Annotated in this window: 19 protein-coding genes; 8 read left to right on the top strand and 11 right to left on the bottom strand. The window is 34.9% G+C overall.

The annotated features are described in order from the left end of the window. Nucleotides 1-35: 35 nt before the first annotated feature. A complete protein-coding gene (locus ACESM9_RS02170) occupies nucleotides 36-872 on the bottom strand; it encodes a ParB/RepB/Spo0J family partition protein (protein ID WP_372994829.1) in 837 nt (278 codons plus the stop codon). Further along, a complete protein-coding gene (locus ACESM9_RS02175; RefSeq protein ID WP_372994831.1) occupies nucleotides 869-1642 on the bottom strand; it encodes a ParA family protein in 774 nt (257 codons plus the stop codon). The genes ACESM9_RS02170 and ACESM9_RS02175 overlap by 4 nt, the downstream gene beginning before the upstream one ends. Nucleotides 1643-1745: 103 nt before the next feature. Here ACESM9_RS02175 and ACESM9_RS02180 point away from each other — a divergent pair, with 103 nt between their 5' ends. Together ACESM9_RS02180 and ACESM9_RS02185 are read left to right on the top strand one after the other, a co-directional pair. Further along, complete coding sequence (locus ACESM9_RS02180; RefSeq protein WP_372994833.1) at nucleotides 1746-2018, top strand: hypothetical protein; 273 nt, start codon at nucleotides 1746-1748, stop codon at nucleotides 2016-2018. Nucleotide 2019: 1 nt separating this feature from the next. Beyond that, nucleotides 2020-2289: a TMEM165/GDT1 family protein gene (locus ACESM9_RS02185; RefSeq protein ID WP_372994835.1), complete on the top strand. Its 270-nt coding sequence runs from the start codon at nucleotides 2020-2022 to the stop codon at nucleotides 2287-2289. 147 nt (nucleotides 2290-2436) lie between these two features. Here ACESM9_RS02185 and noc read toward each other — a convergent pair whose 3' ends face one another. From noc to rpmH, 9 genes are all read right to left on the bottom strand, one after another. Then, nucleotides 2437-3234: a nucleoid occlusion protein gene (noc, locus tag ACESM9_RS02190; protein WP_372994892.1), complete on the bottom strand. Its 798-nt coding sequence runs from the start codon at nucleotides 3232-3234 to the stop codon at nucleotides 2437-2439. A 288-nt stretch (nucleotides 3235-3522) separates the two neighbouring features. Next, on the bottom strand, nucleotides 3523-4242 hold the full coding sequence (rsmG, locus tag ACESM9_RS02195) for a 16S rRNA (guanine(527)-N(7))-methyltransferase RsmG (RefSeq protein ID WP_372994837.1): 720 nt from the start codon (nucleotides 4240-4242) through the stop codon (nucleotides 3523-3525). Nucleotides 4243-4249: 7 nt separating this feature from the next. Continuing rightward, nucleotides 4250-6124 (bottom strand): tRNA uridine-5-carboxymethylaminomethyl(34) synthesis enzyme MnmG, encoded by a 1875-nt coding sequence (gene mnmG, locus ACESM9_RS02200; protein WP_372994839.1) that lies wholly within the window; start codon nucleotides 6122-6124, stop codon nucleotides 4250-4252. A gap of 13 nt (nucleotides 6125-6137) precedes the next feature. Then, the gene (gene mnmE, locus ACESM9_RS02205; RefSeq protein ID WP_372994841.1) at nucleotides 6138-7517 is read right to left on the bottom strand and encodes a tRNA uridine-5-carboxymethylaminomethyl(34) synthesis GTPase MnmE; all 1380 of its coding nucleotides are present in this window, start codon (nucleotides 7515-7517) and stop codon (nucleotides 6138-6140) included. A gap of 52 nt (nucleotides 7518-7569) precedes the next feature. Further along, nucleotides 7570-8250: an RNA-binding cell elongation regulator Jag/EloR gene (gene jag / locus ACESM9_RS02210; RefSeq protein ID WP_372994843.1), complete on the bottom strand. Its 681-nt coding sequence runs from the start codon at nucleotides 8248-8250 to the stop codon at nucleotides 7570-7572. Next, nucleotides 8251-8916: a YidC/Oxa1 family membrane protein insertase gene (locus tag ACESM9_RS02215; RefSeq protein ID WP_372994845.1), complete on the bottom strand. Its 666-nt coding sequence runs from the start codon at nucleotides 8914-8916 to the stop codon at nucleotides 8251-8253. Nucleotides 8917-9001: 85 nt separating this feature from the next. Continuing rightward, nucleotides 9002-9211 carry a membrane protein insertion efficiency factor YidD gene (gene yidD, locus ACESM9_RS02220; protein ID WP_372994847.1) on the bottom strand — a complete coding sequence of 70 codons (210 nt, stop codon included), beginning with the start codon at nucleotides 9209-9211 and terminating at the stop codon, nucleotides 9002-9004. Further along, the gene (rnpA, locus tag ACESM9_RS02225; RefSeq protein ID WP_372994849.1) at nucleotides 9208-9561 is read right to left on the bottom strand and encodes a ribonuclease P protein component; all 354 of its coding nucleotides are present in this window, start codon (nucleotides 9559-9561) and stop codon (nucleotides 9208-9210) included. Before rnpA ends, yidD begins: the two co-directional genes overlap by 4 nt. Before the next feature lie 52 nt (nucleotides 9562-9613). Next, a complete protein-coding gene (gene rpmH / locus ACESM9_RS02230) occupies nucleotides 9614-9748 on the bottom strand; it encodes a 50S ribosomal protein L34 (protein WP_372994851.1) in 135 nt (44 codons plus the stop codon). A gap of 503 nt (nucleotides 9749-10251) precedes the next feature. Here rpmH and dnaA point away from each other — a divergent pair. From dnaA to gyrB, 6 genes are all read left to right on the top strand, one after another. Then, entirely contained in the window at nucleotides 10252-11586 is a 1335-nt protein-coding gene (gene dnaA, locus ACESM9_RS02235) for a chromosomal replication initiator protein DnaA (protein WP_372994853.1), read from the top strand. Nucleotides 11587-11814: 228 nt separating this feature from the next. Beyond that, entirely contained in the window at nucleotides 11815-12906 is a 1092-nt protein-coding gene (gene dnaN / locus ACESM9_RS02240) for a DNA polymerase III subunit beta (RefSeq protein WP_372994855.1), read from the top strand. A 15-nt stretch (nucleotides 12907-12921) separates the two neighbouring features. Beyond that, nucleotides 12922-13128 carry a S4 domain-containing protein YaaA gene (gene yaaA, locus ACESM9_RS02245; protein ID WP_372994857.1) on the top strand — a complete coding sequence of 69 codons (207 nt, stop codon included), beginning with the start codon at nucleotides 12922-12924 and terminating at the stop codon, nucleotides 13126-13128. 19 nt (nucleotides 13129-13147) lie between these two features. Then, on the top strand, nucleotides 13148-14257 hold the full coding sequence (gene recF / locus ACESM9_RS02250; protein ID WP_372994859.1) for a DNA replication/repair protein RecF: 1110 nt from the start codon (nucleotides 13148-13150) through the stop codon (nucleotides 14255-14257). 33 nt (nucleotides 14258-14290) lie between these two features. After that, complete coding sequence (remB, locus tag ACESM9_RS02255) at nucleotides 14291-14560, top strand: extracellular matrix regulator RemB (protein ID WP_372994861.1); 270 nt, start codon at nucleotides 14291-14293, stop codon at nucleotides 14558-14560. A gap of 20 nt (nucleotides 14561-14580) precedes the next feature. After that, nucleotides 14581-16503 (top strand): DNA topoisomerase (ATP-hydrolyzing) subunit B, encoded by a 1923-nt coding sequence (gene gyrB, locus ACESM9_RS02260; RefSeq protein WP_372994863.1) that lies wholly within the window; start codon nucleotides 14581-14583, stop codon nucleotides 16501-16503. Nucleotides 16504-16517 lie beyond the last annotated feature (14 nt).

Raw genomic sequence — 16517 nt, forward strand, 5'->3', positions numbered from 1 at the left:
ATAAATTAAAATAGCTCTAAAACGAAATAAAAAGGTCATTGTTTCTCCAGTATATTTAAAATTTTATCCAGATCATCTATACCATAGTATTCTATTTCAATTTTCCCTTTCTTTTTACTGTGGGTTATAGTAACTTTTGTCCCAAGAATATTTCTTAGTCTTTCCTCAATATCACATATCTCTGCAGATTTAGTTTTAGGCTTCTTAATCCTCTGCTTTTCCTTTGCTAATTTCTCTACTTGTCTTACATTCAAATTTTCATTGATTATTCTATTGGCAACTTCAATTTTCTTATTATCATCTTGAAAAGCTAATAATGCCCTGGCATGTCCAGCTGTCAGTTTACCTGAAACTAAATATTCTATTATTTGTGATGGAAGATTCAACAATCTCAAAGAGTTTGTTATTGCTGATCTGCTCTTTCCTATTCTTTTGCCAATCTCATCTTGAGAAAGGGAATGCTCTTCCATCAGTACTTTATAGGCATTAGCTTCTTCAACAGGATTTAAGTCCTCTCTTTGTAAATTTTCTATAAGAGCAATTTCAAGGACTTGGGAATCACTGTAATCCTTCACTACTACAGGAACCATTTTCAGCCCAGCTATTCTAGCTGCCCTCCATCTACGCTCTCCTGCCACTATTTGATATCCTGTTCCCTCTCTTCTTACTACTATAGGCTGAACAATACCATGTTCTTTTATTGATTCCGCTAAACTGGTTAATGCTTCTTCGTCGAATTTTCTTCTTGGTTGATTTTCATTAGCTTCTATATCAGTTATCTTTAATTGAAGTATACTGCTTTCGTCATCCACTTCCGGATTGTCTGGAATAAGAGCACTTAAACCCTTGCCTAAAGCCTTCTTAGCCATCATATCGCCTCCTCTGACAATTCTATAAATTCTTCAGCAAGTTCAAGATATGCTTCTGCTCCTTTAGACTTGGGGTCATATGAAATTATTGAAAGACCATGACTCGGTGCCTCAGCTAATCTCACATTTCTCGGTATCATTGTCCTATACACTTTTCCCTTGAAGTATTTCTTAACTTCTTCTACTACTTGTATTGAAAGGTTGGTCCTGCCATCAAACATACTTAGTACAACTCCCTCTATTTCCAGGTTTCGATTTAAGCCTTTCTTAACCAGGGAGTAAGTGTTCATCAGTTGGCTTACTCCTTCCAAAGCATAATACTCGCACTGAATAGGTATTAAAACGCTATCCACTGCAGATAAAGCATTCACCGAAAGAAGTCCTAAGGATGGAGGACAGTCTACGAATATGTAATCAAAATTTCCCTTTATTCCTGATATGCACTCTCTCAGCTTAAGTTCCCTACCTTGTAAAGAAGTAAGCTCTATTTCCGCCCCTGCCAACTGTACACTGGCTGGTATTAGATACAATCCTTCCTGTTCAGTAGGTTGTATACATTCATTAGGAGAAATATTATTAATCAATACATCATATATAGTGTATTTTAGACTGTTCTTATCAATACCGATGCCGCTTGTGGTATTGCCTTGGGGGTCAATGTCTATCATTAAAACCTTTTTACCAAGGCTGGCAAGGCATGCAGATAGATTTATTACCGTTGTTGTTTTACCTACCCCACCTTTTTGATTAAAAACTGCAATTGATTTCGACATAATCCACACCTCACCTTCTCCATATAATTATATTAATACAAAGTGATAATATATTAAAGTCAAAATGAATATTATTATAGAAAGAATTGTGAAGGTGGGCTTTATGTATAAGAAAATTTACTCAAAATGCATTTGTCTAGGATTTGTCTGGGGAATATTTGCTTGGATAGACTTTTTTAAGCACAATGACATTCCATCAGTAATCAGCTCTGTTCCAGTGTTTTTATCCATTGGCATAGGGAGAGCAATTATAAACCAGAATACAATTCTTTATGACAAGAGTATTTTTATACTCACTGTTTTGTGGGGCGGCTTTATAGGTTTCATTGTTGCCTCAATACTTGGGCTCATATTATCTGCAATACGGGAGGATTAGAATGTTAAAGGTAATCATTTCCACATTTTTATGTGTCTTTATTGCTGAACTAGGGGATAAGACACAATTGCAGACCATGCTCTTGACTGCAAAAAATAATTCGCCTATTCTTGTTTTTATAGGTGCATCTTTGGCTTTAATATGTTCTTCTGTTTTAGGAGTATTTGCTGGTACATATATAACAAAGTATGTTCCGCCTAATTACATCCAAAATGCAGCAGGAATATTGTTCATAATAATGGGCATATTGACGCTTTTAAATAAGATATGATCTTTAAGTAGATTGCCTGGAATATTCCTTTGTGGTCTTCATGGGGAACACCCTCCTTAGACGATAGGGGGAGTTCCCCCTTGCACTCCCCATTGTGAAGTAAAGTATACTTTCTTCACAATTAAAAAACAGAGCCTAAGCTCTGTCTTATACTTTTGGTACTTTTATATTTATCTCTATATAGTCCCCTTTATCTTCCTGATTATATTGCATTTTAAATCCGGTCTTCAATATTTGTTTATATGTATTCTTTATGGTGTTCACATAAATATTATAGTTAATCTTGCCTCTTATCCTTTTTTCTGCGGGCTTTTCCTTAGTAACTGCAATTTCATCCAAAAACTTCTCTACCAGCTCTTCAGTCTTTTTTACGTTCAATGATTTTTTTACTATAGTTTTTATAGCCTTATGCTGAAGCTTTTCATCTGGAAGTTTTAACAATGCTCTTGCATGTCTTTCTGTAAGCTTATTTTTCAAAATTTCATTCTTGATTTCTTGAGGCAATCTCAACAGTCTCAATTTATTGGCAATTGTTGATTGGTTTTTTCCTACTTTCCTGGATAATTCCTCCTGTGTCAAACCATGATCATGAATCAAATTATAATATCCTTCTGCTTCATCAAGAAAGTTTAAATCTTCCCTTTGCAGATTCTCTATGAGTGCGATTACTGCAGAATCCTGTTCCACCACTTCTACAACAATTGCGGGTATTTCCTTCATGCCGGCTATCTTAGCTGCTCTCAGCCTTCTTTCTCCAGCAATCAATTCATAGCCATCTTCTCCAATTTTTCGCACATTAATAGGCTGGAGCACACCATATGATTTAATAGACTCTGAAAGCTCATCCAGAGATATATTATTAAAGTTTTTGCGAGGCTGGTATGGATTAGGCGCAATACTTTCTATAGGTATATTGATTATGGATTTGTTCTCATTCAATTTCATCATCCCCCTACACATTTAACACTGAACTAGCCCGCTCTAAGTCCAGTGCCCAGAGCACCTTCTCTTGCCTTGCGGGTAATTCACCTTGTATAGACTCGACTAACATTCACTGGGGATTAAATCCCAAGTGATTAGAATATCGTTCAAAAACAGAAATATATATTCCCCAAAATCTTATGGATTGCCTATCTAATTTATTCGCCATTGTTCATTGTGTTCCTTCTTATTAACCATTACTTTTGACCTTCATATTATGTCAAATATCTATTAAGTTCTACCAATGTTCTATTATTTTATTGGGTTTGATGAGGGTTTTCCAGGTTTTCTTGGATATTTTGTCGGAGTATTTTCTATTTTTTTGATAAGCAGTATATAATGTTTTATATCGCTATAGGGCAATAAATAGCCTTCCACTTTTTCCAATTTTCCTCCCAGTATTTCAATGGCTTTATTCCCTTCCTCCAGCTCATCCTTGTAGGATGGGCCTTTTTGACATATAAAGTAACCTCCTTTTTTTACAAACGGAATGCAGTATTCTACTAATACATTTATAGGAGCTACAGCTCTCGATAAAGCTATATCATATTTCTCTCTATGCTCCTTCTTTACTCCATATTCTTCCGCTCTACCATGTATTATGTCTACTTGCTTTAAACCTAGCTTATCTGCTGCTTCTCTCAAATAAACAACTCTTTTGTTCAAAGAGTCTAACAAAGTCATACTTACATCTTCTTTTAATATTTTTATAACCACTCCAGGAAAGCCAGCCCCCGTCCCTATATCAATTATTTTGCTTCCGCTCTTAATTAATCCGGGGCAAAGACATGTGGCTGAGTCTATAAAATGTTTTATGAATATTTCTTTTTCATCTGTTATTGAAGTAAGGTTAATTTTTTCATTCCAATCCAATAGAATGTTCTTGAAAGTTATGAGTTTACCTAACTTTTCTGAGTCTGTATCTATACCTAACTCTTTTAATCCCTTATCCAAAACATCTAAATTATCCATACAAACCCTATCTCCTTCTCAATTGTTCCAGATATACCAATAACACAGAAATATCAGCAGGAGATACACCTGATATCCTGGATGCTTGCCCAATATTTGAAGGTCTTACCTCTGATAGTTTCTGCTGAGCTTCTGTAGAAAGGCCTTTTATACCTTTATAATCTATGTCATCGGGCAGCCTTTTACCTTCCAGTTTCTTAAACTGCTCAATCTGCATCAACTGCTTTTTAATATAGCCCTCATATTTAATCAATATTTCCACTTCTTCAGCTTCCTGATCATCCAAATCAGGCATATTTTCATCTATTTCCGCCAATGATGCATATGTTATCTCCGGTCTCTTCAGGAGTTCATATAGAGTTATACCGCTCTTTATATCTGCACTATTATACTTTTCCAAAAAACCTTTTACTCTGTCATTGGGATTTACAGACTTGCCTTTCAATCTTTCAATTTCTCTTTCTATATTCTCTTTCTTTCTAACAAAATCCCTATACCTATCTTCGGTCACAAGCCCAACCTCATAGCCTTTTTGGGTAAGTCTAAGATCCGCATTGTCTTGCCTTAAAATCAGCCTGTATTCAGCTCTGGATGTCATCATTCTGTAGGGTTCATTTGTACCTTTTGTTACTAAGTCATCTATAAGAACGCCTATATAAGCTTCAGATCTGTCCAATACCAAAGGTTCTTTTCCTTTAAGCTTTAAAGTTGCATTAATGCCTGCCATAAGCCCCTGGGCTGCCGCTTCCTCATAACCTGAACTCCCATTTATCTGCCCAGCAAAAAATAACCCTTCTATATGCTTAGCCTCTAAAGTTAATTTCAGATCTTGAGGATTTATGCAGTCATAATCTATAGCATAGGCAGTCCTCATCATCTCACAGTTTTCTAAACCCTTTATGGATCTGAGCATGTCAATCTGTACATCCTCAGGTAAACTGGATGACAATCCCTGGACATACATTTCCCTGGTATTTAATCCTTCTGGTTCTATAAAAATTTGGTGGCTTTCCCTCTCAGGAAAATTAACAATCTTGGTTTCAATTGAAGGACAATACCTGGGGCCTACGCCTTCAACACCACCTGTATAAAGGGGAGATCTATGAATATTATCTCTTATTATCTTATGGGTAGTTTCGTTAGTATAGGTTAGATAGCAGCTGTTTTGTCTTATCTCTATATTTTTTGATGCAAAAGAAAAGAGCTTCATCTCTTCATCCCCTGGCTGCTCCATCATTTTGCTAAAATCAACGCTTTTTCCATCTATTCTGGCTGGAGTACCAGTCTTGAATCTTCTCAATTCAAAGCCAAGGTTTTTTAAACTTTTGGATAGTCCTTTAGCAGGAAAAAGACCATTTGGTCCCCCTTCATAGCTCACATCACCTATTACTATTTTACCGTTCAAATATACCCCTGTAGCTACTATTACAGCCTTACACTCATATCTGGCTCCTAGGTTTGTTATAACTCCTGTTACTTTCCTATCCTCTACCAGTATATCTACTATTTCGGTCTGTTTAATGTATAGATTCTCCTGATTCTCAAGAACCCACTTCATTCTTTCCGAATACATCTTCTTATCTATTTGGGCTCTGAATGCTCTTACAGCAGGACCTTTTTTTGTGTTCAAAGTCCTTATCTGTATCATAGTGTGGTCTGCGTTTATACCCATTTCTCCGCCCAGGGCATCAATTTCCCTTACTAAATTGCCCTTGGCAGGTCCTCCAAGTGATGGGTTGCAGGCCATCATGGCAATACTATCCAGATTTATAGCTGTTACAAGGGTTTTCATACCCATTCTGGCGCACGCTAAAGCAGCCTCGCAGCCTGCATGTCCTGCGCCTATAACTATTACATCATATTCTCCTCCATAATATTCCATGTTATCACCTACTTTATTTGCCTATGCAAAATCTGCTGAAGATTTCAGTTATTATATCCTCTTCCACCGTATCTCCCGTTATCTCTCCCAGAAAACTCCATGCATCTTTTATATCTACCGATATCAAATCTACAGGTATGCCTTCATCTATGGCTTCCAAAGCCTTTCCAATGCTTTCATGAGCCTTATCTATAAGGGACTTATGCCTGATATTGGATACTACAGCACTGGATTTGCTTTTAATACTGCCGCTGTATGCAATATCATAAATAGCATTTTCCAATAGGTCAATTCCTATCTTATCCTTTACAGACATCTTTATTATATTATCCTTGTTAAATGTCTCCGCCAACATCTCCAAATTGGCCTCAATTCCCTTATCTATCTTATTGGCAGCTATTATAACTTTTTTATCCTTTATCAATGACGCTATAGCCATATCTTCAGAAGTCAATTCCTTTGAGGCATCCACTATATAAACAACTAAATCAGCTTTATTCAACGCTTCCTTTGTTCTCTCTACACCTATCTTTTCTACTATATCCTCTGTCTCTCTCAAACCAGCAGTATCTATAAGTTTAATAAGCACACCCTTAATATTCAGGTACTCTTCAATAATATCCCTTGTAGTACCTGGGATGTCTGTAACTATGGCTCTGTTTTCCTTAAGAAGCAGATTGAGTAAAGAGGACTTGCCTACATTGGGTCTTCCTATTATGGCTGTGCTAAGTCCTTCTCGATGAATCTTGCCTTCATAATAGGTATCCTGAAGCTCCTTAAGTATACCCATTGCTTCCATACCCTTTATCTTTAAGTTTTCAGCAGTTACTTCTTCAATATCATGCTCTGGAAAGTCAACAGCAGCTTCAATATGGGCCAACATGGATAGCAATATATCCATAACATTTTTTACTTTCACAGAAAGCTCTCCCTGGAGTTGATTCATTGCATTTTCAAGGCCTTCATCAGTTTTTGCAGTGATTATATCAATTACTGCTTCTGATTGGGCTAAATCAATTCTGCCATTTAGGAAACCTCTCTTGGTAAATTCTCCTGCTTCTGCCATTCTAGCCCCCTTTTTCAGTACAAGATCCATAATCTTTCTTATGGATATCATACCCCCATGGCAATGTATCTCAGCCACATCTTCTCCTGTATAGGAATATGGTGCTCTCATAATCACAGCAAGAACTTCATCTATTTTTTTCCCTTCATCATCATATATGAAACCATAGGTCATATACCTGGACGGCATTTCATTCATATCTTTTACTTTTTTGCCTCTGAATATCTGGCCTAATATTTCCTGTGATTTCCTACCGCTTATCCTTACTATTCCAATACCCGCTTCCCCTGGAGCAGTTCCTACGGCAGCAATAGTATCATCCAGCACCCTATCACCTCTTTCAAATCAAATATGATAAACCCAGTATTTTCATACTGGGTTATTTGCACGCAATAATAACCTTCCTATTAGGCTCCTCCCCTTCGCTATATGTAAAAACAGAGGGGTGATTTTGCAAAGTTGAATGTATTATTCTTCTCTCATATGGATTCATCGGCTCTAATTCAACTTTTTTTCTTGTTTTAACAACTCTTTCGGCAAGTCTGTTTGCAAGCCTCACAAGAGTTTCTTCTCTTTTCTTCCTGTAGTTTTCTGTATCTAATACAATTCTTACATATTCGTCCTTGCCTTTATTTTTATTAACCACAAGACTGACTAAGTACTGCAAAGAATCTAAAGTTTGTCCCCTTCTTCCTATTATCATTCCCATCCTGGGACCGATAAGATTGATATAAAGGCCTGTTTCTTTATATTTTATCTTTATTTCAGCTTTTATATCCATACAATTGAGGACTTCACGCAAAAACTTGTAGGCAATATCCTTTTCTTTTTTTTTATCTTCCTCATTGTTTATTTTTTCTACAATAGGAAGTTCTTCTTTTTGCTCTTCTCTTATAGTGACCCTAACCTTAGCAAGTCTGGTACCTATCAATCCAAACAAACCTTTGTTAGGCTGCTCCAATACCTCTATGTCTACATTATCCTTAGTTATATTTAGTTCCTGTAAAGCCATCTCAACAGCTTCATCAATAGTCTTAGCCGTTTTTTCGACCCATTTCATTTATTTCTCGCCTCCCTTATGACCAATATTAACCTTGGTCATAAAATACTGCTGTATTATAGTTAGTATATTACCAACTACCCAATATAAAGCTATACCTGAGGGGAATTTTAGAGTAAACCATCCAATCATCAATGGCATTACAATATTCATGGTTCTCATTGAAGAATCAACATTTCCTTTTGCAGAGAGCATAGCTGTCTGAAAATAAGTGGTAGCTGCTGATAAAACAGGGAGAATATATAATTGGTCCGGTTTTCCTAAGTCTGCAATCCACCAGAAACTTTTAGCTATAGCATCGAATTCTTCGGGAGTAAATACAAACTTGGTAGGATTTTGCAGAACACCGAATAAAGCTATAATAATGGGAAGCTGTATAAGAATCGGTAAACAACCAGAAGCTGGATTATAGTTATGCTCCTTATATAACTCCATTAGCTTTTCATTCATCTTTTCCGGATTACCCTTATATTTAGTCTGTATCTCTTTCATCTTTGGATTGATTTCATTCATCTTCTTGGTTGATTGGGTCTGCTTAATATTGACGGGTAATAATAGGACTTTAGTCAAAATAGTAAATAGTATTATGGCATAACCATAACTTCCTGTAAAATCAAATATTATCCTAAGTAACGCACCAAACGGTCTAGAAATTATATCAAACAAAACATCTCCCCCTAATATTAGACTAGTGCTATATTAAAATGATACACAACTAGAACTAACGGCCTTCCAGGCAAAACCACATATCTTATGGTACCGGATCATACCCTCCCGGATTAAATGGGTGGCATTTCAATATTCTCTTTATTCCCAAAAAAGTTCCCTTTATACTCCCATATTTTCTTACGGCTTCAAGAGTATAATTCGAACAAGTTGGAATAAATCGGCATTTTCCCGGGCCCATGGGAGATATTATCAATTGGTATGCCCTGATAAAAAGAATAATTACATATTTCATTTCTTAACATCTTCCTTGAATAATCTGGCCCTCTTCATAGCGTTTATCATTTCTCTTTCAATGTCATAGTAGCTCGCTTCACTGCTCTTAGGCCTCGCTGTAAACACAATGAGATATCCTGGTTTTATTTTATCACTAATCTTTCTAAAATTTTCTCTCATCAATCTTTTAACTCGATTCCGTTTTACACTGTTGCCTATTTTTTTGCTTACTGAATACCCTACCTTATTAGTAGTATCTTCATCATTTTTTAAAACATAAAGCACTAAGCAAGTCTCAGCATAATATCTTCCTTTTGAATAAACCTTTCTGAACAAGTAATTTTTCTTTATTTTTTCGGGGATATTCATAGTCATCCTCCACAATTGAGGCATGTAGAGAAAAAGGCCACAATAAGCGGCCTTATACTGTTAATCTCTTTCTACCTTTTCTTCTTCTCCTTTTCAAAACCTGTCTGCCATTCAAAGTACTCATTCTTTGTCTAAAACCATGAACTTTCTTTCGTTGTCTTTTCTTAGGTTGATATGTCCTTAGCATTGCTACACCCCCCAACGATTACATGTATATGAATATGCATATAAAGCATAATACGCCACCGTACATTAAAATTATATATATATTAATATTTACTGTCAAGAAATTTAAGACAAATCTTGTTTTGTTCATTATAAATTTCAATATAAGATTATTTGCTGTGGATAACTTTCAAAATCCAATTGAATTCCCCTTCTTAATTTGTTAATATTAGTTTGGGGTTGTGTATAACTTTTATATTTTTACGAAACCTACTTTTTTATGCACAAGATGTGTATAAATTTGTGCATAACTAATATATTTTGTGTATTAATTTTAATATATTAGTCAATAATCTAACAAAAACAACTAATATTTATATGTTAAAAATGTTAATATTTTTTTGCCCCGTTTGTGGACAAAAATATTTTTAATATTATATTAACAATTTATCAATATTTTTATACACAATGCTTTTTTTGATTAGTTGCTATGCTTTTTTAATATGCACTATGAGGAGGATGGAAATGAACCCCCAGAATTTTGAGATATGGGACAAAACCCTTGAAATTATTAAAGTAGAATTGACAGAAGTAAGTTTTAATACTTGGCTTAAATCTATAACACCTATACTTATTAAAGATGATATGATACTGTTTCATGTTCCAGACGATTTTACTAAGGGTATCATAGAAACTAGATATGCCACTCTTATAAAGAATGCCTTAAAGCAGGTTGCTTCCAAACATTTTGATATAAAATTCACAGTCAATGAAACAGAAGCAGATGCTCAAAGCTGCAACGATAACACTGGAAAAAAAGAGGGGGACGAAGTGATCAATACTTCTTTAAATCCCAGATATACTTTCGATACATTTGTTATTGGCAACAGCAATAGACTAGCACATGCAGCTTCTGTGGCGGTAGCTGAATCTCCGGCTAAAGCCTATAATCCTCTATTTATATATGGAGGTGTAGGATTGGGAAAAACCCATCTAATGCATGCCATAGGCCACTATGCCTTAAATCAGAATAAGAAAACAAAGGTCGTATATGTATCATCAGAGACTTTCACTAATGAATTAATAAATTCAATCAGAGATGATAGAAATATTGAGTTTAGAAACAAATACAGAAATATTGATATACTTCTTGTTGACGATATTCAATTCATTGCTGGCAAGGAAAGAACGCAAGAGGAATTTTTCCATACATTCAATTCTTTATATGAAGCAAATAAGCAAATAATTATTTCAAGTGATAGACCGCCCAAAGAAATTCCCACACTAGAGGACAGGCTCAGGTCTAGATTTGAATGGGGCCTTATTGCAGATATTCAGCCTCCAGATTTAGAAACCAGAATTGCAATATTAAAAAAGAAAGCAAAACTAGAGAATCTTGTCATACCTGATGATGTGCTTCTTTATATAGCAAAGAAAATTTTATCCAATATAAGAGAGCTTGAGGGGGCCCTGATAAGAATAGTAGCATATTCATCTCTTACAAACAGAGAAATAAATGAAGAACTGGCAGTAGAAGCTTTAAAAGATATAATATCTAATACAAAACCTAAGTTCATCACTCCAACTCTTATAAAAGAAAAGGTTGGGGAATTTTTCAATATTAAAATCGAAGATTTTAATGCAAAAAAGAGAACAAAATCCATTGTATACCCAAGACAAATTGCAATGTATCTTTGCAGAGAATTGACTGACCTTTCTCTACCCAAGATCGGTGAGGAATTTGGAAGAGATCATACTACTATAATGCATGCTTATGACAAAATATCTGCAGACATGGAAATAGATCCTGAATTGAAAAACATAATAAATGATCTTATAAAGAAAATTGAAAGTACTTAATTAATTGTTGATAAACTGCATATAAGTTGTTGATATTTAAAGACCACAAAAAAGCTATTCAACAGTAATGTTAGAATAAGCTTTACTTTTCAACAAACTATCAACAGTTAAAATTAAGCTATTTGACTGTTATATCAACTTTTTAACAAATTAACAGGCCCTATTACTATTACTAATATTATATTTAATATTATTTATTTAATTAGAAAAACGGGAGGTTATCCACAAATGAGAATAATAACAGATAAATCGACTCTGCTTGAAAGCATAAATATTGTTCAAAAAGCTGTACCTTCTAAGACTACTCTTCCTATATTGGAAGGCATTTTATTCCAAGCTAAAAATGGCAAGTTGACCCTTGTATCAACAGATCTGGAAATGGGTATTGAAACCACATCAAGTGTAGATGTTATAGAACAAGGAAGCACTGTAGTTTCTTCAAAAATAATCGGTGAAATTGTACGAAAACTTCCTGATTCAGATGTGGAAATAGAGACCATAGATAATTTTGTTTACATAAAAAGTGAAAATTCTGAATTTAAAGTTTTATCCTTCTCTACAGAAGAATTTCCTGAACTTCCTAGTGTAAGCAGGGAAAAGGGACTGAGTTTAACCAGCTCTATGCTAAAGGAGATGATAAAACAAACTATAGTAGCTGTTTCAAATGATGAGATAAGGCCAATACTGACAGGCGTTTTAATGGAAGTTGATGGTAATCAGGTGACCATGGTAGCATTGGATGGATTCAGAATGGCTGTCAGGGTTGCAAGTGCCTTGAATGATGAAAACTTTAAAGCTGTAATACCTGGAAAGACATTGGTAGAAATAGGAAAGATATTAAACGATACTGAAGATCCAGTGAGTATTTTTATTTCCAGAAATCAAATACTTTTTCATATAGGAGAAACAACAGTTGTTTCCAGACTACTTGAGGGCGAATTCATAAATTACAAGCAGCTGCTTCCAACAGAATATAAAACCAAGATTGTATTAAAAAAGGAAAACCTGCTGGATGCTTGTGATAGAGCGGCATTATTTGCTAAAGATTCCAATAATAGTATAAAATTTGAAATATATGACGATATGATGAACATCAAATCCAATAGCGATAATGGAGATGTCCATGAACAGATAAATATATCTAAAACCGGGGATGATATAGAAATAGCTTTTAATCCCAAGTACTTAATCGATGCATTAAGAGTTATAAATAGAGAAGAAATCGTGGTGGAGTTTACAACAAGTGTAAGCCCTAGTATAATTAAGCCCTTAAAGGATTCTGAATTTTTATATTTAGTGTTGCCTGTTCGCAGAAGATAAAAGAAGGTGATTTATTTGTTGGAAATTAAAATAGATACAGAATTTATAAAGCTAGATCAATTTCTTAAATTTACAGGCTTGGTAAATACAGGAGGAGAAGCAAAGAATATTATTATGGAAGGCAGAGTAATGGTAAACGGAGAAGTGGAAAGAGCAAGAGGAAAAAAATTGAGAGTCGATGATATAGTTGAATTGGGTGGACGCAAATACAAGATAGTTTAACTGTCAGGGAGTGCTTTTATTGAATATTGAGAGCATATTTTTGCTAAATTTTAGAAATTACAGTGAAGAGTATATAGAATTTAATCCAGGTTTAAATATATTTTATGGTGAAAATGCCCAAGGGAAAACGAATATTGTAGAAGCAATATACTTGCTTACCATGGGTAAATCCCACAGAACCAATAAGTATAATGAGTTGGTAAAGTGGGATGAAAAGGATTGCCGGATATGCCTAAGATTTAATAAAGATGATTTTAAATATGATATTGATTATGTATTAAAGAGAAACCAAAAGAAACAGATAAAGATAAATGGAATAAGACTTGAAAAACAGAGCGATATAATCGGTAAGCTTAATTCAGTTATTTTTTCTCCCGATCATATGAAAATTATTAAAGAAGGTCCATCAGAAAGAAGAAAATTTATTGATTCCATATTATCTCAGACAAAACCAAAATATTATTATAACCTGAGTCAGTATTTAAAGGTTTTGGCTCAAAGAAATATGCTTTTGAGCAATAATAAAAATGAAAAATCCATAGAAAAAGTTTTGGATATATGGGATAATCAGTTAGTGGAATATGGTTCGAAAATAATACTGGAAAGGCAAATATTCCTGAACAGCATAGATAAGAAGGCATGGGAAATAAATAAGGAACTATCAGGCAGCAGAGAAAATCTTCATTTAAAATACATGCCTTCTGTAGGTGAAGGTAAAAATGATATTAAAGGTATAAAAGAAGCATTTTATAAAAAGCTTTTAGAGGCCAGGGATATAGATATAAGGCGCAGCATAACCAACTATGGACCCCATAGAGACGAATTGAATCTTTATATAAATGATAAAGAAGTAAGAAACTATGGCTCCCAGGGACAACAAAGATCAGCCCTCTTATCCTTGAAGCTTTCCGAAATGTATTATATAAAAGATGAAATAGGGTCTATGCCTATTTTACTGCTTGATGATGTCTTCTCTGAGTTGGATAGAAACAGGCAGGATTTTTTAATTTCATTTATAAAAAATGTGCAAATAATTCTTACTTGTACAGAATATGAAAATTTATATTTGGGAGACAAATTAGATTATAAAATTTTCAATGTAAAAAGTGGAAAAGTATACAGGGAGTGACTAAAAGGTTATAATAAAGGGAGGGATTTATTTATGTTTGTTCACCTTGGAGGAGATGTAGTAGTTCCTGTTAAAGATATAATAGCAATAATGGATATAGAATTAAGTGCTATTTCTCACAATACAAAGGAATTTCTAGAAACAGCAGATGATGAAGATTTTATAGTGAAGATTTCAGAAGATAAGCCAAAATCTTTTGTTCTCTCTGAGAGAGATAATAAAACAGTTATTTATTTATCTCCCATATCATCTGCCACTCTTTATAAGAGATCCAGATTTTTAGATGATGTTTCACTAAAGTAGATAAAACAGGGGGAATTTTTATGGCAGAAAAAAAGCAAAATCAGCAGTATGAAGCTGAACAGATACAGGTACTGGAAGGCCTGGAAGCGGTAAGAAAGAGGCCTGGAATGTATATAGGAAGCACCGGAAGCAAAGGTCTTCATCACTTGGTTTGGGAAGTTGTAGATAACAGCATAGATGAAGCCTTGGTTGGTGTATGTAAAAATATAGAAGTAATAATCCACAAGGATAACTCTGTTACAAACATTGATGATGGTAGAGGTTTTCCGGTAGGTATGCATCCAAAACTAAAAAAACCTGCAGTAGAAGTAGCTTTGACTGTGCTACATGCAGGAAGTAAATTTGGAGGAGGCGGATACAAGGTATCCGGCGGTCTTCATGGTGTAGGTGTATCAGTAGTTAATGCCCTTTCCGAATATCTTGAGGTAGAAGTAAAAAGGGAAGGCAAAATATTTTATCAAAGATTTGAAAGAGGAAAAGCTGTAACGGAACTTAAGGTTGTTGGTGAATCTAAATCAACAGGTACAAAAATAACATTTAAGCCTGATCCACAGGTATTTGATGAATTGGAATATAACTTCGATGTGCTGGAACACAGGCTTAGAGAAATGGCCTTTTTGAATAAAGGTATAAAAATAACTTTAAAAGATGAAAGAACAGATACTGTAAAGGTTTATCAATATGAGGGCGGCCTGGTTTCTTTCGTAAAATTCTTAAATAAGAATAAAGAAGTTCTTCATCCCGAACCACTTTATATTTCAGCAAAGAAAGATGATGTTATTGTTGAAGCATCTATTCAGTATAACGACAGCTATAATGAAAATGTATACAGTTTTGCCAATAATATAAACACCATAGAAGGTGGTACTCATACCATTGGTTTTAGAAATGCTGTAACAAAAGCAATAAATGATTATGCAAGAAAGTATAAAATTTTAAAGGATAATGAATCAAACCTTCAGGGTGAGGATGCAAGGGAAGGTTTAACAGCAGTTTTGAGTGTCAAGATAGCTAACCCACAATTTGAAGGGCAAACTAAAACAAAACTAGGTAACCCTGAAGTCAGAGGAATTGTTGACAGTATTGTATTTGAAGCATTGGAAGCATTTTTGGAAGAGAATCCGTCTATAGCAAAGACTATTATAGAAAAGGCTATTACTGCATCCAGGGCTAGAGAAGCTGCAAGAAAAGCCAGAGAGCTTACAAGGAGAAAAACAGCTTTAGAAAGCACCACATTGCCAGGCAAGCTTGCAGATTGTTCTGAAAAGGATCCCTCACTGTGTGAAATTTATATAGTTGAGGGAGACTCTGCGGGAGGCTCTGCTAAGCAGGGTAGAGACAGAAGATTTCAGGCAATACTGCCTTTGAGAGGCAAGATATTGAATGTTGAAAAAGCAAGATTAGATAGGATTTTATCAAGTGAAATGATAAGAGCCATGATAACAGCTTTTGGTGCCGGCATAAGTGATGATTTTAACATAGAAAAGATGAGATATGGAAGAATAATTCTCATGACGGATGCGGATGTAGACGGTGCTCATATAAGAACACTGCTGCTCACATTCTTCTACAGATATATGAGGCCTTTGCTGGAAGCAGGGTATGTATATATAGCTCAGCCGCCGCTTTATAGAATAAGAAAAACAGGCAAAGGAAAAGCAAAGGATTATTATGCTTACAGCGATAAAGAACTGGAAAATGTTTTAAAACAAATAGGCAGAGATAATACCTCAATACAGAGATACAAAGGTCTCGGTGAAATGAATCCTGAGCAGCTTTGGGATACCACAATGAATCCTGAGACAAGGACTATGCTTCAGGTATCTTTGGAGGATGCAGTAGCGGCAGATGAAATATTCACTATTCTTATGGGAGATAAAGTAGAACCAAGGCGAGAATTTATCGAAGAAAATGCAAAGTATGTAAGGAATTTAGATATATGATTTTAAAGGTTTCT

Source organism: Lutispora sp., assembly GCF_041687175.1.
Lineage (GTDB): Bacteria > Bacillota > Clostridia > Lutisporales > Lutisporaceae > Lutispora.